The organism is Sphingopyxis sp. OAS728, assembly GCF_014873485.1.
GTDB lineage: Bacteria > Pseudomonadota > Alphaproteobacteria > Sphingomonadales > Sphingomonadaceae > Sphingopyxis.
Genome location: NZ_JADBDT010000001.1, coordinates 2,737,415 through 2,754,694 on the forward strand (window position 1 = coordinate 2,737,415; position 17,280 = coordinate 2,754,694).

Annotated in this window: 30 protein-coding genes; 14 read left to right on the forward strand and 16 right to left on the reverse strand. The window is 66.4% G+C overall.

Annotated features, from left to right (window positions below; all coding sequences use genetic code 11):
- Positions 1-36 precede the first annotated feature (36 nt).
- The 4 genes from GGC65_RS12830 (at position 37) to GGC65_RS12845 (ending at position 2,692) form a co-directional block, all read left to right on the forward strand.
- Entirely contained in the window at positions 37-972 is a 936-nt protein-coding gene (locus tag GGC65_RS12830) for a hypothetical protein (protein ID WP_192647524.1), read from the forward strand.
- 250 nt (positions 973-1,222) lie between these two features.
- On the forward strand, positions 1,223-1,768 hold the full coding sequence (locus tag GGC65_RS12835) for a sel1 repeat family protein (RefSeq protein WP_192647525.1): 546 nt from the start codon (positions 1,223-1,225) through the stop codon (positions 1,766-1,768).
- A gap of 42 nt (positions 1,769-1,810) precedes the next feature.
- Positions 1,811-2,323: a 2'-5' RNA ligase family protein gene (locus tag GGC65_RS12840; protein ID WP_192647526.1), complete on the forward strand. Its 513-nt coding sequence runs from the start codon at positions 1,811-1,813 to the stop codon at positions 2,321-2,323.
- Positions 2,324-2,383: 60 nt separating this feature from the next.
- Complete coding sequence (locus GGC65_RS12845; protein ID WP_192647527.1) at positions 2,384-2,692, forward strand: hypothetical protein; 309 nt, start codon at positions 2,384-2,386, stop codon at positions 2,690-2,692.
- Positions 2,693-2,707: 15 nt separating this feature from the next.
- Here the strand turns inward: GGC65_RS12845 and GGC65_RS12850 are convergent, their stop codons facing one another.
- Positions 2,708-2,986, reverse strand: coding sequence for a hypothetical protein (locus GGC65_RS12850; protein ID WP_192647528.1), 279 nt, complete (start codon positions 2,984-2,986; stop codon positions 2,708-2,710).
- Between the two features lie 17 nt (positions 2,987-3,003).
- Positions 3,004-3,432 (reverse strand): hypothetical protein, encoded by a 429-nt coding sequence (locus tag GGC65_RS12855; protein ID WP_192647529.1) that lies wholly within the window; start codon positions 3,430-3,432, stop codon positions 3,004-3,006.
- Between the two features lie 138 nt (positions 3,433-3,570).
- Between GGC65_RS12855 and GGC65_RS12860 the strand changes: the two genes are divergently transcribed.
- The 5 genes from GGC65_RS12860 (at position 3,571) to GGC65_RS12880 (ending at position 6,352) form a co-directional block, all read left to right on the forward strand.
- Positions 3,571-4,113 carry a hypothetical protein gene (locus GGC65_RS12860; protein WP_225940804.1) on the forward strand — a complete coding sequence of 181 codons (543 nt, stop codon included), beginning with the start codon at positions 3,571-3,573 and terminating at the stop codon, positions 4,111-4,113.
- Entirely contained in the window at positions 4,113-4,547 is a 435-nt protein-coding gene (arr, locus tag GGC65_RS12865) for an NAD(+)--rifampin ADP-ribosyltransferase (protein WP_192647530.1), read from the forward strand. The genes GGC65_RS12860 and arr overlap by 1 nt, the downstream gene beginning before the upstream one ends.
- A gap of 70 nt (positions 4,548-4,617) precedes the next feature.
- On the forward strand, positions 4,618-5,055 hold the full coding sequence (locus GGC65_RS12870; RefSeq protein ID WP_192647531.1) for a nuclear transport factor 2 family protein: 438 nt from the start codon (positions 4,618-4,620) through the stop codon (positions 5,053-5,055).
- Complete coding sequence (locus tag GGC65_RS12875) at positions 5,052-5,531, forward strand: ester cyclase (protein ID WP_192647532.1); 480 nt, start codon at positions 5,052-5,054, stop codon at positions 5,529-5,531. Before GGC65_RS12870 ends, GGC65_RS12875 begins: the two co-directional genes overlap by 4 nt.
- A gap of 11 nt (positions 5,532-5,542) precedes the next feature.
- Positions 5,543-6,352, forward strand: a complete 810-nt coding sequence (locus GGC65_RS12880) for a ThuA domain-containing protein (protein ID WP_192647533.1) — start codon at positions 5,543-5,545, stop codon at positions 6,350-6,352.
- Here GGC65_RS12880 and GGC65_RS12885 read toward each other — a convergent pair.
- Genes GGC65_RS12885 through GGC65_RS12900 form a run of 4 tightly spaced genes read right to left on the reverse strand, consistent with a single transcriptional unit; the run spans position 6,349 to position 8,364 of the window.
- Positions 6,349-6,594 (reverse strand): hypothetical protein, encoded by a 246-nt coding sequence (locus GGC65_RS12885; RefSeq protein ID WP_192647534.1) that lies wholly within the window; start codon positions 6,592-6,594, stop codon positions 6,349-6,351. The genes GGC65_RS12880 and GGC65_RS12885 overlap by 4 nt on opposite strands.
- Positions 6,591-6,989 (reverse strand): DUF1801 domain-containing protein, encoded by a 399-nt coding sequence (locus GGC65_RS12890; RefSeq protein ID WP_192647535.1) that lies wholly within the window; start codon positions 6,987-6,989, stop codon positions 6,591-6,593. The genes GGC65_RS12885 and GGC65_RS12890 overlap by 4 nt, the downstream gene beginning before the upstream one ends.
- Positions 6,990-6,999: 10 nt before the next feature.
- Positions 7,000-7,428 (reverse strand): DUF1801 domain-containing protein, encoded by a 429-nt coding sequence (locus tag GGC65_RS12895; RefSeq protein WP_192647536.1) that lies wholly within the window; start codon positions 7,426-7,428, stop codon positions 7,000-7,002.
- A 57-nt stretch (positions 7,429-7,485) separates the two neighbouring features.
- Positions 7,486-8,364 carry an arylamine N-acetyltransferase family protein gene (locus GGC65_RS12900; RefSeq protein ID WP_192647537.1) on the reverse strand — a complete coding sequence of 293 codons (879 nt, stop codon included), beginning with the start codon at positions 8,362-8,364 and terminating at the stop codon, positions 7,486-7,488.
- A 204-nt stretch (positions 8,365-8,568) separates the two neighbouring features.
- Here GGC65_RS12900 and GGC65_RS12905 point away from each other — a divergent pair, with 204 nt between their 5' ends.
- From GGC65_RS12905 to GGC65_RS12920, 4 genes are all read left to right on the forward strand, one after another.
- Positions 8,569-9,423 (forward strand): hypothetical protein, encoded by an 855-nt coding sequence (locus GGC65_RS12905; protein ID WP_225940805.1) that lies wholly within the window; start codon positions 8,569-8,571, stop codon positions 9,421-9,423.
- Positions 9,424-9,452: 29 nt separating this feature from the next.
- Positions 9,453-9,914 carry a nuclear transport factor 2 family protein gene (locus tag GGC65_RS12910; protein WP_192647538.1) on the forward strand — a complete coding sequence of 154 codons (462 nt, stop codon included), beginning with the start codon at positions 9,453-9,455 and terminating at the stop codon, positions 9,912-9,914.
- A complete protein-coding gene (locus GGC65_RS12915) occupies positions 9,911-11,128 on the forward strand; it encodes an MBL fold metallo-hydrolase (RefSeq protein ID WP_192647539.1) in 1,218 nt (405 codons plus the stop codon). The genes GGC65_RS12910 and GGC65_RS12915 overlap by 4 nt, the downstream gene beginning before the upstream one ends.
- 68 nt (positions 11,129-11,196) lie before the next feature.
- Positions 11,197-11,787, forward strand: a complete 591-nt coding sequence (locus tag GGC65_RS12920) for a hypothetical protein (protein ID WP_225940806.1) — start codon at positions 11,197-11,199, stop codon at positions 11,785-11,787.
- On the opposite strand, the gene GGC65_RS12925 is transcribed toward GGC65_RS12920, so the two are convergent.
- The 4 genes from GGC65_RS12925 to GGC65_RS12940 all read right to left on the reverse strand — a co-directional run bounded on the left by GGC65_RS12925 (position 11,784) and on the right by GGC65_RS12940 (position 13,670).
- Entirely contained in the window at positions 11,784-12,212 is a 429-nt protein-coding gene (locus tag GGC65_RS12925; RefSeq protein WP_192647541.1) for an OsmC family protein, read from the reverse strand. The genes GGC65_RS12920 and GGC65_RS12925 overlap by 4 nt on opposite strands.
- A gap of 114 nt (positions 12,213-12,326) precedes the next feature.
- On the reverse strand, positions 12,327-12,524 hold the full coding sequence (locus tag GGC65_RS12930; RefSeq protein WP_192647542.1) for a DUF2061 domain-containing protein: 198 nt from the start codon (positions 12,522-12,524) through the stop codon (positions 12,327-12,329).
- Positions 12,525-12,597: 73 nt separating this feature from the next.
- Positions 12,598-12,945, reverse strand: coding sequence for a DUF962 domain-containing protein (locus GGC65_RS12935; protein WP_192647543.1), 348 nt, complete (start codon positions 12,943-12,945; stop codon positions 12,598-12,600).
- Between the two features lie 35 nt (positions 12,946-12,980).
- The gene (locus tag GGC65_RS12940) at positions 12,981-13,670 is read right to left on the reverse strand and encodes an alpha/beta hydrolase (protein WP_192647544.1); all 690 of its coding nucleotides are present in this window, start codon (positions 13,668-13,670) and stop codon (positions 12,981-12,983) included.
- A gap of 102 nt (positions 13,671-13,772) precedes the next feature.
- On the opposite strand from GGC65_RS12940, the gene GGC65_RS12945 reads away from it, so the two are divergent.
- Entirely contained in the window at positions 13,773-13,994 is a 222-nt protein-coding gene (locus tag GGC65_RS12945) for a hypothetical protein (protein ID WP_192647545.1), read from the forward strand.
- Between the two features lie 29 nt (positions 13,995-14,023).
- Here GGC65_RS12945 and GGC65_RS12950 read toward each other — a convergent pair whose 3' ends face one another.
- The 6 genes from GGC65_RS12950 to ung form a co-directional block, all read right to left on the reverse strand.
- Positions 14,024-14,464, reverse strand: coding sequence for a hypothetical protein (locus GGC65_RS12950; RefSeq protein ID WP_192647546.1), 441 nt, complete (start codon positions 14,462-14,464; stop codon positions 14,024-14,026).
- A gap of 169 nt (positions 14,465-14,633) precedes the next feature.
- Positions 14,634-14,819 (reverse strand): hypothetical protein, encoded by a 186-nt coding sequence (locus tag GGC65_RS12955; protein WP_192647547.1) that lies wholly within the window; start codon positions 14,817-14,819, stop codon positions 14,634-14,636.
- Positions 14,820-14,972: 153 nt separating this feature from the next.
- Positions 14,973-15,437 (reverse strand): YaiI/YqxD family protein, encoded by a 465-nt coding sequence (locus GGC65_RS12960; RefSeq protein ID WP_192647548.1) that lies wholly within the window; start codon positions 15,435-15,437, stop codon positions 14,973-14,975.
- Between the two features lie 10 nt (positions 15,438-15,447).
- A complete protein-coding gene (locus tag GGC65_RS12965) occupies positions 15,448-15,729 on the reverse strand; it encodes a DUF427 domain-containing protein (protein ID WP_192647549.1) in 282 nt (93 codons plus the stop codon).
- A 16-nt stretch (positions 15,730-15,745) separates the two neighbouring features.
- The gene (locus GGC65_RS12970) at positions 15,746-16,504 is read right to left on the reverse strand and encodes a sulfite exporter TauE/SafE family protein (RefSeq protein ID WP_192647550.1); all 759 of its coding nucleotides are present in this window, start codon (positions 16,502-16,504) and stop codon (positions 15,746-15,748) included.
- The gene (gene ung, locus GGC65_RS12975) at positions 16,501-17,214 is read right to left on the reverse strand and encodes a uracil-DNA glycosylase (protein WP_192647551.1); all 714 of its coding nucleotides are present in this window, start codon (positions 17,212-17,214) and stop codon (positions 16,501-16,503) included. The genes GGC65_RS12970 and ung overlap by 4 nt, the downstream gene beginning before the upstream one ends.
- Positions 17,215-17,280 lie beyond the last annotated feature (66 nt).

Below are 17,280 nucleotides of genomic sequence, written 5' to 3' on the forward strand. Positions count from 1 at the left end.
TTTCCTAATAAATCCCCGTCTGGTTCATCCTGTTGGATGAAGCACGACAAGATCACCGACCTCGCCGCCGTTCGCGCCCGCGCACGGCGCGCGAAAAAGGCGCCCGGCGCCGTTCGCATCACCAAGGCGCGCCGGCCGCCGCCCGACGACACCCGCTCCCTCGCCGCCGCGCCGGAATTCGTCCCCGCAAGCCCACGCGAACGCCATGATGGCTGGACGCCCGAAAAGCAGGTCGAATTCATCGATGCGCTCGGCGAATGCGGCTGCGTAACCGAGGCATGCGAGCGCGTCGGCCTGTCGCCGTCGACCGCCTATCGCCTGCGCCGCCGCGTCGACGCGTACAGCTTTCGCGCCGCGTGGGATGCCGCGATCGACTATGCGATCCGCCGCCTGTCCGACGCCGCCTTTTCGCGCGCGCTGCACGGCGTCACGCGCCCGGTGTGGTTCCAGGGCGAACAGGTCGGCGAGCGGCGCTATTATGACGAGCGGCTGACGATGTTCCTGCTGCGCTATCGCGACCCCGACACCTATGGCGCGTGGCGCGACCGCCGCGAACCGCGCCGCCGCCCCGATGCCCGGGCGATCGCGCTCGGCCGCTGGACCGGCCATGTCGCCGAGGATGCCTGGGATCGGACCAGCGGCACCATCGTCGATCGTGCGCGCGAGGAGGACGGCACCCTATGGTTGACCGACGAAGAGGCGGCGCTGGCCGACGCCGCGGCGTCGGCGCCCCGCTATGCGACGCAGGAGGAAACCGACGCGCGGCTGATCGCCAGCATCGCGGTGATGAAGCGGCTGAAAGCGCTCGGCATCGCGACCGACGGGCTGACCGACGCCGAATTCCATCGCCAGATCGGTCTGGAGGAAGCCCGCCGCGCCGCCGCCGGCACCACGCTGACCGTCGATTCGGGCGAAGATGAAAAGGGGGATGACGGGGCGGAAGGGCAGGAGCCCCCGGAAGGCGAGGCATGAGAGGGGGATGTGGCGTGACCTTTGTGACCTTCCGGGCCGATGTGACCTTTCGGCCTGTGACCTTTCGGCCCGCCTCGACGGCCCGCCCGTCGTCCCCGCCCCCACACCATGCTACACTCCCGAGTGGCTGCCCCCGCGCCCCAATGTTTCTTGGTGCCCCGCTCGACGGCTGGGCAGATAAGCAACACACTGGACAACCAGCGCACACCATAGCATCAGTATCGAATGAATATTACCGGGGGAGGATTCAATGAAATCGATCGGAAAGCTCGGGGCATCTATTCTGCTGACAGCAGCGCTTTCGGCCTGCGCGGTGGGCGTAAAGAGAACGCCGGGCATGAACTTGTACACGAGCGGCGACTATGCAGCGGCTATTCCTGTATTGACCAAAGAAGTTGAGGCCGGCGAGGTTTCGGCGCGCTACTCGCTGGGATTGGCGTATCGCGATGGCACGGGCGTCGAAAAGGACGCGACCAAGGCGGAAATCCTGCTGACCGGCGCCGCGATCGGCGGCGATCCGCGCGCTGTCGAAGAAATCCGCAAGATGTTGAAGACCGAAAATCGCTGTACAAAAGACAAGGAATTGCACGATTTATGGGGCGCCGTCGGGCTGGGCAACCGCAACCTCGTAACCGGCGTGGTCGAACTGTATAGCGCGCCGCGGGTCAGCCTTATAAAAATGGCGTCGATTTACGACGATCCTTGCAACGGGCGTCCGGTTCAACCCGAAGCTGCAAAGAGCCTGCGATCGCTTTCGGGCGGCCCCCGCCACATCTGGATTTACGTTCCGGGCTAAGCGCCATTCGGCTCGCGCGCGCACCATGCTACATTCCAGTCCATGCGCGCCCGGAACCCCCTCTATGTCATGGCCAAGCCGCCGCCCGAGGTGCAGGCGGCGATCGCCGCGCTGCCGCGCAACGACCCCGGGCGCGGACCCGAGCTGCTCCATGTCACGCTCATCTCGCTCTACGACCTGCATTATGCGCCGCCCGAGTGGCTGTCCGCGACCATCGCCGCGCTGGGCAGCTTCGCCGCGGCGCCCTTCCCGCTCCGCTTCGACCGGATCGAGAACCGCAAGGCGGTGACTTTGCGCACGCGCGATCCGCTGGCCGGGGCGCGGGCGTTCCAGAAGGCGCTGGTCAACCATCTGCTGCGCGAAAAGGCGCCGATCATGGACGGCACCACCCCCGAACCGCACATCACGATCAACTATCGCGGCGACCGGCTGAACGCCCAAAGGATGCCGCCGATCGGCTGGACGGTCGACGAGATCATCCTGACCGAAAGCATAGTCGGCAAGACCACCCATGTCGAACATGGCCGCTGGCGGTTGTGCGGGGATGCTGGCTGACGACCGCCGCGTTGGAACCCCGCCGCCGTTCGCGGGTCATAACTTTCAAAGGAGCGCCGCATGTCGCACCCCTCGAACATCGTCCATTGCAGCGGCCCCGGCGATCCGCACGCGCTCGACGGCATTTCGCGGCGCCACCGCAGCGGCGATCTCGACAAGCCGTGCCCGGTCTGTAGCGGCTACGGCCAGTGGAACACCCAGATCGACCTTATCAGCCACCGCTCGATCCGCCACGCCTGCCCCAAATGCGACGGGCGCGGGTGGATCGAGACCGGCGACGACATGGTCCCCAGCCACGACATCGGGCGCAGCGAGGCCGGACATCCCATGTGGACGGTGCGGCTCGACCCCTCCGACGATATCGAGTGATCGCGCGCGCCGCGCTTACCCCGCCGCCAGCCCCAGCGCGCCGCGCACCCAAGCGGGCCACCATTCGCTGTGATAGGCGGCAACCGCCGCTGCGAAGGCGATCGCATAGGCCCCGCTTCCCCACGCCAGCACCGGGTGCACGCGCCCGCGCGTCGCGATGTCGTACAGCGCCGCAGCCGCGATCAGCGCGATCGTCCCGGCCCAATTGCCAAGGACGATGCCCCAATAGCCGTCGCCCAGCGTCATGCCGATCGGCTCGCCCCACCAGCGCCCGAACGCCGCCGACAATATCACCGCGGTCGCGAGCAGGATCAGCCTCTTATGCGCCGCCGGGTCGCTGCGCTTTGCAAAGGCCAGCGTCGCGGCAGCGCGAAGAAGCGGGCATTTTCGGGGTCGCGCGGTGCATAGAAGCGCTGGCTGTGGATCTCGGCGGCGATCGCCGACACCGTCATCACCGGGACGAGGATGACGAGGCTCAGCCCCAGCAGCCGATGCAGGTCGTGCCGCCGCGCGCCGATCAGCAGCGCCTGCACGGTCAGGATCGTCATCCACGCGAAAAAGGCCCAGACATGGATCTCGAGCATCGCGGTCGCGGGATAATCGGCGGTGCCGCCGAAGCGTTTTGCGATCTGCGGCGCAAATCCCATCGCGACGCCGAGCCAGGACATGGCGATGAAGCTCAGGAAAAACAGCCGGTCGCCGCGATGCCACGCCGCGAACCCCGGACGCGTGCCCGTCATAAACCCCCCTTACCGACCCGGCACCAGAGCATCATGGCGGCGGGGCGCGGTCAAATGAAAACATCCGGCCGCGCGCGGCTCGACTCGTCCGATCGGGCCCGATAGGCTGGCGGCGTTTGGCGATATGGGAGAGTGACGATGCGTGGACAGGCTTGGCTGATGATGGGCGCAATGCTGGCGCTCGCCGGGTGCGGCAAGGCCGAGGCCCCGGCTGCGGCGCCCGAAAAATCGGTGCTCGCCGACGGCCCCGCCGCCGAGATCCGCGCGGTCGCCGAAGCCGACCTGCCGCAGGGCGTCCGCGACGCCGTGCTCGCCAAGGTCCCCGGCATGAAAATCGCCGAGACCGAACGCAAGGAACGTGGCGGCAAGATCTTCTTCGACGTTGAGGGGACGCGCCCCGACGGCAGCCCGGTCGAACTCGACCTGATCGAGGAGGCGGGCAAATATCGCATCGTCGAGATGCAGCGCGACATCGCCTGGGCCGATGCCCCCGCGCCGGTGCGCTCCGCCGCGGGCGCCGCAGCCGACGCCTTCACCCCCGCGCGCGTCATCGAAAGCACGCAGGAGGACGGCACGATCGTCTATGAACTGTTCGCGCCCGGCAAGGCCGACGAACCCGCCGCCGAGGTGAACTGGAAGGATGGCAAGGCGGCGCTGCGTAGCGAGCGGAACGAATATTGATGACCGGCCTCGCCCCCACCGGGCCCTCCCCAATCGGACCAGACGCGGGCGCGACCTTCTATCACGGCACCCGCGCCGACCTCGCTGTCGGCGACCTGCTCGCGGTCGGCTGGGGCAGCAATTATCAGGCCGCGCCGATGTCGTGGATCTATTTCTCGGCCGCACTCGAGTCCGCAATCTGGGGCTGCGAGCTGGCGGCGGGCGACGGCCGCGAGCGCATCTATATCGTCGAGCCGACGGGCGACTGGTTCGACGACCCCAATCTCACCGACAAGAAATTCCCCGGCAACCCAACGCGCAGCTATCGTAGCCGGTCGCCGCTGCGCATTATCGGCGAGGTCGAAAGCTGGACCCCGCACGACCCCGAGGTGCTCGCGGCGATGCAGGCCAATCTCGCGCGGTTGCAGGCCGAGGGCGCGCCAATCATCGACTGAGCCGCTTGCCAAATCGGCGCTACAAATGTAGCGCGTAAGCCGGTTCATCTTGTCCACACGGGAGCTTCCGATGCTGACGACCTTGCTCACCCTCGCCGCCGCAGCCGCAACCCCGCCCGCCGCCTCCCCTGCCGATCTCGCCGCGATCGAGGCGACCTGCTTCGACTATGTCGACGGCCAGCTCGAGGGCGATCCCGAACGCGTCAAGCGCGCGCTCCACCCCGACCTCGCCAAGCGCCGCATACTCGGCGACACCCCCGACGAGCGGCTCGGCCTGCAGCGCATGAGCCGCGAGGAGCTCGTCGACCTGACGAAGCGCGGCGCGCTCAAGACGCCGAAGGCCGAGTGGAACCGGTCGTGCCGCATCCTCGATGTCGCGGGCAACGCCGCCGCCGTCCGCGTCGAAACGCCGTGGTTTGTCGACTATTTCCACATGGGCAAGTTTGGCGAGCGCTGGGTGATCGTCAACGCGATGTGGCATATGAAGCCGAGGGAGGCTGCAAGATGAGGACCGTTCTGATCCTGGCCGCCGCGCTGCTGCTCGTCCCGGCCGCGAGCGCGCAACCCGCGGCCGCGAATAGCGCGATCGAAGCGCAGCGGGCGACCGCCGAACGCGTCTTCCTCGAAAAAATGGGGCAGGGAAAATTCGACATCTCGCCCGAGGTCTATACGCCCGATTTCCGCGTCCGCGCGCCGGGCGGCGACTATACGCTGGAGATGGACAATGCGTCGGGCGCCGAATGGCGCCGCGCCGCGCCCGACCTCAAGGTCCGCGTCATCCGCACCCTCGTCGAAAAGGATTTTGCCGCGGTCCACTGGCACGCGAGCGGCACCAACAGCGTCGCCGCAGCGGGGCTTCCCGGCGCGGGCAAGCCCTTTGCGATCGACGGCATGACCTTTTTCCGATTCGAAGGGGGCCGTATCGCCGAGGAATGGGGCGTCATGGATATTGCCGCGCTGATGAAGCAGCTCGCAGCGAAATAGCGCCCCCGACCATGATGCAACCGATGCTCGCCGCGCTATTGATCGCCCTGCAAGCGGCGCCGACCGCTCCCGATCCGCGCCGCCCCACGCCGACGTTCGACAGCGTGCCGCCCGAGCTGCCCGCGCTCACCCGTCCCGCGGTGCTGATTATCAGCAAGACCAACGGCTATCGCCATGACAGTATTGCAGAGGCGGTGCCCGCGATCGAAGCGCTCGTAAAGGCGCGCGGCTGGAGCAGCTTTGCGACCGAGAACGCCGCAGTGTTCAACCCGCGGCAACTCGCCAAGTTCGACGTCATCGTCTTCGCGAGCGCGAGCGGCGACATTTACACGTCCGATCAGCGCGCCGCGTTCCAGTCGTGGATCGCTAACGGCGGCGGCTTCGTCGGACTTCACAGCGCGGGCGACGGCAGCCACCCCGACTGGGTCGTGAAGATACGCGGCAATGGCAAATTCGTCGGCCATCCGGGCGGCACCGACCAGTTCCAGACGGCCAATCTGATCGCCGCCGACCGCAGCCACCCCGCCACGCGCCACCTGTCCGCGCTCTGGCCGTGGACCGACGAATTTTACAGCTGGGACGCTCCGCCCGCCGCCGACGCGCATATCCTCCTCAGCCTCGACGAAACGAAGATGCGGCTCGACCCGAAGCTGCGGATGGGCGACCACGCACTCGCCTGGTGGCGCTGCGAAGGCCGTGCCCGCATCTTTTACTCGGCGCTCGGGCACAAGGCCGAAGCTTGGTCCGACGCCATCCATCTGCGCATGGTCGATGGCGCGATCGCCTGGGCCGCACGCGAGGAAGGAATGGGCTGCGGTTAGTCGTCGGGTGTGACCGACGGCGCCCAGACCGACTCTGCTGCCTTGCCCAGCGCATCTGCAGCATAGATGCTCGCCGCCGACCCCGACCGCGCGCCATAGAGCCAGACCAGCGCGTCGAGGATTGCCGCCGCGCTGTCGCGCGAGATCGCCGGCGCCCACCCGTCGCGGTCGCGATTATCTATCTCGATCGCATCGAGCAGCGCCGCCGCGGCGGCGGACGATTGCGCGCCGTCGCCGTTCATCGCGTCTTCGGACGCGCCGGCTTTTCGAGATTGGCCTCGACTGCCGCGCGGACCAGCGCCTTGAACGCGGCCTCGTCGACGCTATCGCCCTCGAACAGGTCGATCGCGCGCCGCGTGTTACCGTCGAGGCTCGAATTGAACAGCTTCTTCGGGTCGGCCAGCCCCGCGCCCTTGGCAAAGGTCAGCTTGACCTTGTCCTTATAGGTTTCGCCCGTGCAGAGGATCCCGGCATGTTCCCACACCGGCACGCCTGCGGGGTTCGTCGGCTTCTGCCACTTCACCGTCTCCTCGACGTCGGGATCGGCGGCGTGGATCAGCGCGCGCAGCTTCGCCAGCGTGTCGCCGCGCCAGTCGCCGAGCCCCGCGATCTTCGCATCGATCAGGTCCGCCGCCATGCTGTGCTCCTCACATCTTTTCGCCGGGCAGCGCCGCGGCCTGCTTCACCCAGTCAGCGAACGCCGCCTCGTCGACCTTGTCGTCTTCATGGATATGGAAATAGCGCGTGTCGCCGCTCTTCGACGCAACCGGCGGCACCGGATCCAGCGATTGGCCGCGAAAGAAGGCGACCTTGATATATTTGTCGAAGCAATGGATGCTCAAGAACCAATGCGTCGGCTCGTCGCCCTGCCCCGGCGGACCATAGAGCGGCGAGTTCCACTTCACCGCCTTCGCGACCCCCGGAACGCTCTTTTCGATCAGCGCGTCGAGCCGCTTCCACACCGCCGACTTCCGCCCCGGCATCGCCGCGATATAGGCCTGCACCGGCGCGTCGCCATAGCCTTTCGGTATCTGCGGATTGCCGCCCGACAGCAGGACGACCTTCTTGTCGGCCATGGAATCGCGCTCCCTTCTTTCATCGGCAAAAGAACGCGATAGCCGCGGCGAGTCAAGCTAACCCGCGATCTCCGCCGTCGCCGCGCGCTCGATCGCGGCGCGCCAGTGGCGCTGTACCGGCAGCAGGAAAATCTCCGTCAGCGCGCGCTCGATCTCGTCGGCGGTCAGGTAACGCCGGTCGATGCGTCCGTCGACGAGCCGCGTCGTCAGCCGGTTGTCGCGCAGGCCATAGCGCGCCTCGGCGGTCGTGCGCGCCGCGCTCAGCTGGTGGCGGAAATGCGAGTCCGGATGCGCCGACGTGTACCAGTTTCCGATCTCATAATCTATCGCGGGCGGCGGCGCGTCGTCGATACGGTACAGCGTCCGCCATTCGCCCTCGATCAGCGCCGCAACCTGCCACGCGTCGCCGTGCCGCACGATGCGATAGGTCTCGTGCCGCGTCGGCTGCGGTTCCTCGCTGTCCATCACGAGCGGAGCAGGCGGTACCGTCGCGCCGAAACCGACATCGACGAGCCACGGCCGGCCTTCGAGCTTCACCCGAACCACCATGTGCGTGCGCGGGGTCGGCGGCGCATCGTCGGGCAGCATCCAGCGCACGCGGCCGATCAGCCCCTCGGCGTCGAACCCGATCGCCTGCAGCACGCGAAGGAACAGGCCATTTTGTTCGAAGCAATATCCCCCGCGCCGCCGGCCGATCAGCTTGGCGTCGACCGCGTCTGCGCCGATATCGACCCCTGCGCCGGTCAGCGCGTCGATCGCCTCGAACGGGATCGCGGCGATATGCGCCGCCTGCAACGCCGCGAGCACCTCGATCGTCGGCGCCACCGGTCCGCGATAGCCGATCCGCGCGAGGTAGCGCGGCAGGAAGGCCGCGGCGGGCGCATCGCTGTCGGAGTCGGCGGGACCCGAAGGCGTGGCAGCGGGATAGTGCAACATGGACAATGCTCCGTTCGCGAATCAACTGTCCGGCCCTTATGAAAGCTCAAGCCCGGTTGAGATCAAGCGCCGATTGACGAGGCCGCTCCCTGTCCCGCAAAACGCCATCATCTTGGTAACTTAGCCATTGCGGGCGGCCCCGCACTGCGGCAGACGCGTTGCACAACATAAGTCGCATAACAGAAACATTTCAGGGAGCCCCTCATGCGCACCACGACTTATTCCCGCTTCACCGCCGCGCTCGTCCCGGCCACGTTGCTCTTTACAGCCGGCACGGCCAATGCCGCGACCTGCGAGGAAGCCTTCGTCAAAAAGGGCAATCCGATCACCGCGCTGCGCTTCACCGCCGCGGTGACCGTCGCCGACCTGCCCCCTGCGGTCGCCATCGGCCAGATGCGCGGGATCGTCGCGGCGAAGGGCTATGACATCATGGCCGACGAGGCCGAATATGGATCGATGCTGATCGAACAGCCGATGACCGGCACCGTGCGCGCCTTTCCGATCCAGATCACTGCGACGCAAACCGGCGGAATCGGTACTGTCGTTATGGAAGCCAAGCTGCGCGCGGGCCAGTCGGTCGGCAGCGATGCGGCGAAGGCCGAAATGTGCGGCATCCTGAACCAGATCAAGGGCGGCAAGGCGGGCGCTGCCGCTGCCAAGAAGGGCGCGACCGCGACGACCGTCGCCGCCGCGCCGGTGAAGATCAGCGCCCTCGGCTTCTCGCAGCAGGTGTCGAAGGACACCGAACGCAATTCGGCGGGCATTCTCACTCGCTACAAGGGCAAACAGTTCACGATCGACGGTTCGGTCGCCTATGTCACCAAGGACGGCAAGGATTTCCGCGTCGGCTACAAGATCCCCGAACCTTGGGAACAGGCAATCCGCCTGCCGAACCAGGCGCCGTTCAAGACCGATATCGTCTGTTATATGGCGCCCGGACAGGCCGCCTATTCGCTCCAGCTCAAACCCGACAAGGGCATCAAACTGACTGGCACCGTCGAGGATTTCGATGAATATAAGCATGTGATCTGGCTGAAGGACTGCCGCCCGGCGCAGTGAAGGGGCGGTATAGCGACGGGAGGGACGTCATGCGCGAAATGATAGCGGCGGCGCTGGCTTTCGGCATGGCAGCTCCCGCCCTTGCTGCCGATGCGCCGGCGGACGAGGTGGCGAACCTCCGCGCCTTCGCCGACGCATTCGACGCCGCGCAGATCGCGCAGGACCGTGCCGCTCTCGACCGCATGGTCGCCGACGATCTTGTCTTCATCGACGGCAGCGGCAAACGGTACGGCAAAGCGTTTTTCATCGACGGCTGGACCGGCGCCGACGATGATTACGACCCGGTCACGCTGACCGATCGCGTCATCCTCCCGCTCGGCAAGGATGTGGGCCTCGCCAGCGCCGAGACGATCCTGTCGGGCCGCTCGGCGGGCACGCCCTTCCGCGTCCGCATCCGCTTCACCGATATTTTCAGGCGCCAAGGCGACAGCTGGCAGGCGACCTATATCCATGTGACGCGGATGGCGCTGGAAGACGCGCCAAAACCTTGACACGTACGCGCCGCGTGGTCCGCTGGACGGTCCGCGTGGTCGGGCTGCTGCTGTTTCTGCTCCTGCTTTTCGCGCTGGTCCTCGCTGTGAACGGGTGGAACGCCTTCGGGCGGGCGCCGTCGGGCCCGCGGCTCGAAAAACTCGAACGCTCGCCGCATTGGAAGGACGGCGCCTTTTCTAACGGTCGCGGCGGCTGGATCGACCGGCAGGCGGCCTATCGCGGGCTGCTCACCGCATCGGCGGTCACCGAGCCCGAGCCCGGCGCACCGGTTCCGGCCTCGCGCACCGACCCCGCCACCCTCGCGCGCCTCCCCCCCAGCGGGCTACGCATTACCTGGTTCGGTCATAGCTCGACCCTCGTCGAGATCGACGGCAAGCGCATCCTCGTCGACCCGATGTGGGGCGAGCGCGCCTCACCGGTCGGCTGGCTCGGCCCCGCGCGCTGGTACGCGCCGCCGATCGCGATTGCCGACCTGCCGCCGATCGACGCCGTGGTGATCTCGCACGACCATTATGACCATCTCGACCAGAGCACGATCCGCGCGCTCGACAGCCGCGGCACGGCCTTCATCGTCCCGCTCGGTATCGGCTCGCACCTTGCCTATTGGGGCGTCGACGAAAAGAATGTCGTCGAACTCGACTGGTGGGGCGAGAAGCGGATCGGCGACGTCGCCATCGTCGCGACTCCCGCACGCCACGCCTCTGGCCGCCTCGGCAGCCAGAGCAACCAGACTTTCTGGGCGGGCTATGCGCTGATCGGGCCGAAGCACCGCGTATGGTATTCGGGCGACACCGGCTTCGCCCCCGAATTTGCCGAGATCGGCAAGCGCCTCGGCCCCTTCGACGCGACCCTGCTCGACACCGGCCAATATAATCCCGCCTGGCCCGACAATCATCTCGGCCCCGAACTCGCGGTCGAGGCGCACCGGCTCGTCGGCGGCAAGACGCTGATCCCGATCCATTGGGCGCTGTTCAACCTCGCGCCGCACGCATGGACCGGACCGCCCGAGCGCATCCTCGCCGCCGCGCGCTGCGTCGGGGTCCGCCTCGCGATGCCGCGGCCGGGCGAAAGCATCGATCCGGCGACCGCGCCGCCGCCGACGCGCTGGTGGCCGAGGCTTGCATGGCAAACCGCGGCGCAAAAGCCGCAGGTCGCAACGCTCGACGGCGATCCCGCGCACCGCGTCGCGATTGCGCCGTGCAAGGCGCCTTGAACATCGTGATTCGACTCTCTCGGCAAATGAGAACATAATAGGAACATTGATCCGATTCGGAGGAATGGATGATGGACCCGATGTTCCGCTATTTTCTGGGCTTTCAGGTGGCCGCCGACCGCGCGGGCTGGCTCGCGCGGCAATTGCCCCCCGTTTCGGGCGATCTGTTCGCGGGGCTCAAGCCGCAGAATTATCACCTCACGCTCTGCACAATCGCAGAAACGCTGGCGCAGCACCCGTTCCTGCGCCAGCGCGTCGCGGCAGCGTTCGCATCGGGTCTCCCCGCCGCTAGTCACATTCCCCTTGGACGCATCATGAGCCGGGAGGTGGGAGCCGAACTCACTACTGTCGGAAGCATCGGCGGCATTCGCCATCTCTATGAGGGCGTCGTCGCGCGTCTTGCGGCGCAGGGCATCGAGCCGATGCATCGCAAGTCGGGCCTCCGCCCGCACATCACGCTCGGCTATGGCCGGAACGAAGGGTTCGACCCGGTTCCGGTAGCGTGGAACGGGACCCCGCGAGAGCTGGTGCTGATCGAAAGCCATATCGGCCACCGACGCCACCGCGTATTGCAGCGCTGGACGCTCGAGCCGCCCGCGCAGGGCGCCTTCGCCTTCATGGAAGACGAGCTGCCCACGCCACTGCGCCGCGCCGCCTAGCCTTCGAGGCTGTGCTCAAGCGTGATCTCGCAGTTGAGCAGCTTCGACACAGGGCAATTCTTCTCGGCTTCCGCGGCGATCGCAGCGAACTCGTCGGCGCTAATCCCCGGCACCTTGCCCGTCAGCGTCAGCGCCGACTTGCTGATCTGAAAACCGCCATCGACCTGGTCGAGCGTCACCGCGGCGCTCGTCTCGAGCGTGTCGCCATTATAGCCCGCGCGCGCGAGTCCGAACGACAGCGCCATCGTGAAACAGGCGGCATGCGCCGCGGCGATCAGCTCCTCGGGGTTCGTTCCCGGCTGCCCTTCGAAGCGCGTCCCGAAACCATAGGGCTGTGCATTGAGGACGCCCGACTTGGTCGTGATCGACCCCTTGCCTTCCTTGCCAAAGCCTTCGTAGCGGGCGGATGCGCGATTGACGGTCATGGTCGTATCTCCTCTTGGGGGTGAGTCTCGTGCCTGTTTCTACATCAAGGGGCCGGCGGGGGCATACCGACAAAGGTATAACCGCACCCTTCCTTCGATCAGGTCATCCTTCGATCAGGCGAGCCCGCGCCGCATGCCAACCCGCTTCCATGCCTTTTCATGAAAGAAGAATGCGACAGCATTGATACAGGGCTCGATGATCGCGATCCCGCCCGCGAGCGCGACCGATCCGGTCATCACATAAGCGACGCTGAACCCGATGGTCAGGTGGATCGAAAGATAGGTGAAGGTCTTTATCAGATCGAGGGGCATGACCCGTCTCCGGCAACTGCGAACCCGCACAAGTTAAGAACGGTTCGCAACAAGCGCCAGATATACCTTTAGGTCAGTCTGATCGATTTTCCCGCACGACGCCCGCCCGGTCGAGTTCGGGGCCCAACCGCCCCGTCAGCCACATCGCCCACATTTTGAAATCGGCGCCAAGGCTCCACAGCGGATAGGTAAAGGTCGCCGGCCGGTTCTTCTCGACTCCGAAATGCGCGACCCATGCGAAGAAATAGCCCGCCACCGGCAAGGCGATCAGCCACCCCCAGCGCCCCGCCACGACCGCGGCAACCGCGATCAGTACGACGAGGCTCGTCCCGATATAATGGAGCGCGCGCGTCGACGCCTTGCTGTGCTCGCGCAGGTAAAAGGGCCAGAATTCGGCGAAGGTCGTATATTGGCGCGCCATCGCGCAATGCTGCCTTCGCCCGCGCCGCGGGTCAACTAGAGGCTGCGCGCCGCCTCGTCGATCAGCGCCGCGACTTCAGCTGGCCGCGATGCGAGCGACGCGTGGCCGGCGTCGAGCGTGATGACCTTTCGCGCACCGAGCCGCCCCGACATCATCGTCTGGTTCGCCGGGGCGATCATCCGGTCTTCGCTCGAAATCTGGTACCAGCTCGGCTTCACCCGCCACGCCGGATCGCTCACCGCCTCGCCAAAGGTCGACGCAAGCGGCGCCTTTTGCGTCACCGCCATCACCAGCGCCTCGTCGGCGCTGACATCCTGACAGAAGCTTTCGTGGAACTTGTCGGGCTTGATCCAGAGATAGCCATCGCCGTCGGGCGCAAGATTTGCGGCGCCCGCGGGCGGATGCTGCTGCGTCAGCGCGCCGAGGCTCTCGCCCGCGTCGGGCGCGAAGGCCGCGATATAGACGAGCCCCGCCACATTCGGCGCCGTTCCCGCCTCGGTAATCACCGCGCCGCCATAGCTGTGCCCGACGAGCAGCACGGGCCCGTCGACCTGCGCCGCGATCTGACGCGTCCGCGCGGCGTCGCCGGCAAGCGACGTCAGCGGCAGCTCGACCGCGCGTATGCCTTTATGCCCCAACCGGTCAAGCTCGACGATCGCCTTCGCCCAATGCGCCGCGCCGCCCCAGAAGCCGTGCACGAGGATGATCGTTGGAAGCGCTGCCATGGTCCCGACTCCTGTAGAATTTCGCGAAGCCCGAAGCTAACATGTCCGCCAATGACCTGACAGCGAAGAACGCTGACGGGATTTCGGGGGAGGAATTGATCCATGAAAAAATCGACGCGTGCCCTGCTCGGGCTCGTCCTGCTCGACCTTGTCGTCATCGCCGGCGCCTGGTGGATGATCGACCGGACACAAAGCGGTGCGTGGAACTCGAACGATCCCGCGGGCTCGATCACGATGGTGACGACGACCGCGGGGATGATCGTCGGCGTGGTCACCGTGGTGCTGTTGCTCGCCTTCGTCACCCACCGCCGCGCCGGTAACTGACCGCCGGGCCTTTCGGGACGCCCGCGCTCTCAATCCTCGCTGTTGACGATCACGTCCCAATGATCCTCGACCAGCGCAAAACGCTTGGCCTCCTCGGCCTTGAATGTTGCAAGGTCGGGGAACAAGCGCGCGCCGACTTTCTCCGCAGCGGCGTCATAGCCGGTCGCATTGCCCACGGCGTCCTCGGCGCCGCGATAGGTGATCGTCACGCGCAGATCCCAGCGCGTTCCGCCCGCCATATGGGTGAAGGGGGTCGTCGTCTCGATGCGGGTGATGAAGCCCAGCCGCTTCATCTCGTCCAAGATCGGCTGATGGTTCTTTGCGTAAAGCGCGCGGAACTCGTCCATGCCTCCCCAGCGGATGCGATAATAATATTCGATCGTCACCGGGGTCATCGTCGACGCGGCCGGTGGGGTCTTGGTCACGGACGGCGCGGTTTCGGGCGCCGCAGCGGCCAGAAGCAAAGGCAATATGGAAAGCATGGCCCCTTCCCCCTTCGCACCGAAATCTACGCGCGATAGCGCGGCCATTCAAGGCGCCCAGAAAATAGTCAGCCCTCCCGCCTGGGTCGCAGGGGCGGGAGGGCTGTGTTCCGGGCCGGCATGATCGGCGCGCCCGGAGACGAAAATATTGTGCGGTTCAGCGCGCCGCGGCCTCGCGGACCTTCTGCACCGCGGGGAGCAGCAGGCCGATCAGGATCTGCACCGGGTTCGAGGTCACCATCATGCCGCCTTGCGCGGGCTGCGCCGACTGCGCCATCGCAGGGGTCGCCGACAGGGCGATGGTGAGGGCAAGCATCGGGGTGAGGATCATCTTCTTGGTCATCGTCTCTTCCTTTTCACATTCGTTGATCTGGTTCGAATTTCGTTCGGGTCGCTCCCGATGACCTGCTTATGCCGCACGGCCGATCACCCGGCCGTGATCGCCATCACTCGGCCGAAGAAATTTCACAACTCACGGAAAAGAAAGGAAAGAAACTTATGTTTGGCGTTTGATCCGCACCAGCGCCCCATCGAGCGCCTGCAGGAATTGCGAGCGATCGGCCTTCGAGAAAGGCGGCGGCCCGCCCATTCCCTCGCTCATCCCCGAACGCAGGTCGGCCATGATCGCGCGCGTCGCGATCGCGGGTCCGATCGACGCCATGGTGAAGGGCTTGCCGTTCGGGCCGAGCACGCTCGCCCCCGCCTTCAACGCCCGATCCGCGAGCAGGATATCGGCGGTGACGACGATGCTCCGGTCATTCGCCGCCTCCGCGATCCAGTCGTCGGCGGCATCGAAACCGTCCGAGACGACGACGCGTTCGATCAGCGAATGGTCGGGGACGCGCAGCCGGCTGTTGCTCACGACCTTCACTGCCACCTCGTGCCGCCACGCGACGCGGTAAATTTCGTCCTTCACCGGACAGGCGTCGGCATCGACGAGAATCTGGATGGCATTCGTCATGGGCAAAACGTCAGCCGACCTCGACACCCTTCCAGAAGGCGATGCGGTCGCGGATCGCCTCGGCCGCCTCCTTGGGGTCGGGATAATACCAGGCGGCGTCGGCGTTCATCTGCCCGTTCACCGTGACATGATGATAATGCGCCAGCCCCTTCCACGGACAGATGCTCGTCGTCGCGCTGTCCGACAGCACACCCGCGGCCACCGCGTCGCGCGGAAAATAATGATTGCCCTCGACCACCACCGTGTCGTCGCTGTCGGCGATCACCGCGCCGTTCCACCGTGCCTGCACCATCGATCCGCCTCCAGCGTCAGCCCGCGAGCCCGTCCCACACCAGCTTGGCGCCAAGCAGGACCATCAACAGATAGATGATAACATAGAAACGCGCGCCATCGATCCGTTTCAGCCAGCGCACGGTGAGCAGGGTCGAGACGATCGCGAGCGGCATCAACAGCAGCGCGGCGACGAGCACCTCATGCGGGAAGGCGCCGAGCGCAATATAAGCGGGCACCTTCATCCAGTTGATCGCCGCGAACAGGATCGAACTGGTACCGACAAAGACAAGATGCGGCAGACGGCGCGGCGTCACCCACATCTGGAACGGCGGCCCGCCGGCGTGCGCGATCTGGCTGGTAAAGCCCGTCGCGACCCCGAACAGGCTGCCGACCCAGCCGGGCGAGGTCGACGCCGCAACGACACGACCGCCGCGTTCGACCCATAGGCGATAGAGGCCGAACGCCAGCGTGATCGCACCAAGCGCCGCCATCAGCTTCGCCTCGTCGACGCGCTCGGCATAAAAATAGCCCGCCGCGACGCCCACGGCGGCGCCGGGCAGCATCCATGCGATCACCCAGCCGTCCCACGTCTTACGGAACGACCAGACGCTGACGACGTCCTGCACGATCAGGATCGGAAGCAGCAGCGCGGCGGCGATCGTCGGCGGCAGCACCAATGCAACGAGCGGGGTCGCGAGCGCGCCGACCCCCGACAGGCCGCCCTTGGCGAGCCCGAGCAGGATCACCGCGATGGCGAGCACGAGCAAGGTCAGCGGATCGGCGAGCAGGCTCATTCGGCGGGGACGTCCACCGTTTCGGGCAAACGCCAATCGATCGCGCCGCGCCCCTGCGCCTCAAGAAACGCGTTCGTCTGACTGAACGGCCGCGATCCGAAAAAGCCGTTGTGCGCTGACAGGGGCGAGGGATGCGGCGCGCGCAGGATCAGGTGCGGGCTGCCCACGCCCAGCCCCGCGACATTCGCCGCCTTCTTCTGCGCATGGCTGCCCCACAGGATGAAGACCTTGGGCGCCGGGTCGGCGGCGACCGCGGCGACGACGGCGTCGGTGAATTTTTCCCACCCCTTGCCCTGATGCGAGGCGGCCATGCCGCTCTCGACCGTCAGGCAATTGTTGAGCAGTAGCACGCCTTGGCTTGCCCAGGATTTGAGATAGCCATGCGACGCGCGCGCGATGCCGAGGTCGCTCTGCATTTCCTTGTAGATATTGACGAGGCTCGGCGGCGTCCGCACCCCCGGCTGGACCGAGAAACAGAGCCCATGCGCCTGCCCCGGCCCGTGGTACGGATCCTGCCCCAATATCACGACGCGCACATCCTGCGGCGGCGTCGCGTCGAGCGCCGCGAACCAGTCGCGCGGGCGCGGATAGATCGCCTTGCCCTTCGCGCGCTCCTCGCCGAGAAACGCCTTGAGCGCCGCCATATAGGGCTGCTCGAACTCGCCGCCGATGCGCGCGAGCCAGTCGGGATGCAGTTTGACCTCGGACATGCCCGCGCTTCACCAGAGCAGCGCGGGCTTGTCCAGTACCGTTACCCGGCGACGGGCGCATCGCGG

Bases quoted from the DNA above. Each gene is read 5' to 3' on its own strand.
- arr (WP_192647530.1), top strand. From the start codon at position 4,113: ATGACCGGCCTCGCCCCCACCGGGCCCTCCCCAATCGGACCAGACGCG.
- GGC65_RS12930 (WP_192647542.1), bottom strand. From the start codon at position 12,524: ATGCCCCTCGATCTGATAAAGACCTTCACCTATCTTTCGATCCACCTG.
- GGC65_RS12910 (WP_192647538.1), top strand. From the start codon at position 9,453: ATGCGCGAAATGATAGCGGCGGCGCTGGCTTTCGGCATGGCAGCTCCC.
- GGC65_RS12880 (WP_192647533.1), top strand. From the start codon at position 5,543: ATGATGCAACCGATGCTCGCCGCGCTATTGATCGCCCTGCAAGCGGCG.
- GGC65_RS12955 (WP_192647547.1), bottom strand. From the start codon at position 14,819: ATGACCAAGAAGATGATCCTCACCCCGATGCTTGCCCTCACCATCGCC.
- GGC65_RS12885 (WP_192647534.1), bottom strand. From the start codon at position 6,594: ATGAACGGCGACGGCGCGCAATCGTCCGCCGCCGCGGCGGCGCTGCTC.
- GGC65_RS12925 (WP_192647541.1), bottom strand. From the start codon at position 12,212: ATGACCGTCAATCGCGCATCCGCCCGCTACGAAGGCTTTGGCAAGGAA.
- GGC65_RS12970 (WP_192647550.1), bottom strand. From the start codon at position 16,504: ATGAGCCTGCTCGCCGATCCGCTGACCTTGCTCGTGCTCGCCATCGCG.
- GGC65_RS12830 (WP_192647524.1), top strand. From the start codon at position 37: ATGAAGCACGACAAGATCACCGACCTCGCCGCCGTTCGCGCCCGCGCA.
- GGC65_RS12920 (WP_225940806.1), top strand. From the start codon at position 11,197: ATGATGGACCCGATGTTCCGCTATTTTCTGGGCTTTCAGGTGGCCGCC.
- ung (WP_192647551.1), bottom strand. From the start codon at position 17,214: ATGTCCGAGGTCAAACTGCATCCCGACTGGCTCGCGCGCATCGGCGGC.
- GGC65_RS12845 (WP_192647527.1), top strand. From the start codon at position 2,384: ATGTCGCACCCCTCGAACATCGTCCATTGCAGCGGCCCCGGCGATCCG.
- GGC65_RS12935 (WP_192647543.1), bottom strand. From the start codon at position 12,945: ATGGCGCGCCAATATACGACCTTCGCCGAATTCTGGCCCTTTTACCTG.
- GGC65_RS12900 (WP_192647537.1), bottom strand. From the start codon at position 8,364: ATGTTGCACTATCCCGCTGCCACGCCTTCGGGTCCCGCCGACTCCGAC.
- GGC65_RS12840 (WP_192647526.1), top strand. From the start codon at position 1,811: ATGCGCGCCCGGAACCCCCTCTATGTCATGGCCAAGCCGCCGCCCGAG.
- GGC65_RS12890 (WP_192647535.1), bottom strand. From the start codon at position 6,989: ATGGCGGCGGACCTGATCGATGCGAAGATCGCGGGGCTCGGCGACTGG.
- GGC65_RS12940 (WP_192647544.1), bottom strand. From the start codon at position 13,670: ATGGCAGCGCTTCCAACGATCATCCTCGTGCACGGCTTCTGGGGCGGC.
- GGC65_RS12965 (WP_192647549.1), bottom strand. From the start codon at position 15,729: ATGGTGCAGGCACGGTGGAACGGCGCGGTGATCGCCGACAGCGACGAC.
- GGC65_RS12870 (WP_192647531.1), top strand. From the start codon at position 4,618: ATGCTGACGACCTTGCTCACCCTCGCCGCCGCAGCCGCAACCCCGCCC.
- GGC65_RS12895 (WP_192647536.1), bottom strand. From the start codon at position 7,428: ATGGCCGACAAGAAGGTCGTCCTGCTGTCGGGCGGCAATCCGCAGATA.
- GGC65_RS12945 (WP_192647545.1), top strand. From the start codon at position 13,773: ATGAAAAAATCGACGCGTGCCCTGCTCGGGCTCGTCCTGCTCGACCTT.
- GGC65_RS12835 (WP_192647525.1), top strand. From the start codon at position 1,223: ATGAAATCGATCGGAAAGCTCGGGGCATCTATTCTGCTGACAGCAGCG.
- GGC65_RS12855 (WP_192647529.1), bottom strand. From the start codon at position 3,432: ATGACGGGCACGCGTCCGGGGTTCGCGGCGTGGCATCGCGGCGACCGG.
- GGC65_RS12960 (WP_192647548.1), bottom strand. From the start codon at position 15,437: ATGACGAATGCCATCCAGATTCTCGTCGATGCCGACGCCTGTCCGGTG.
- GGC65_RS12875 (WP_192647532.1), top strand. From the start codon at position 5,052: ATGAGGACCGTTCTGATCCTGGCCGCCGCGCTGCTGCTCGTCCCGGCC.
- GGC65_RS12860 (WP_225940804.1), top strand. From the start codon at position 3,571: ATGCGTGGACAGGCTTGGCTGATGATGGGCGCAATGCTGGCGCTCGCC.
- GGC65_RS12905 (WP_225940805.1), top strand. From the start codon at position 8,569: ATGCGCACCACGACTTATTCCCGCTTCACCGCCGCGCTCGTCCCGGCC.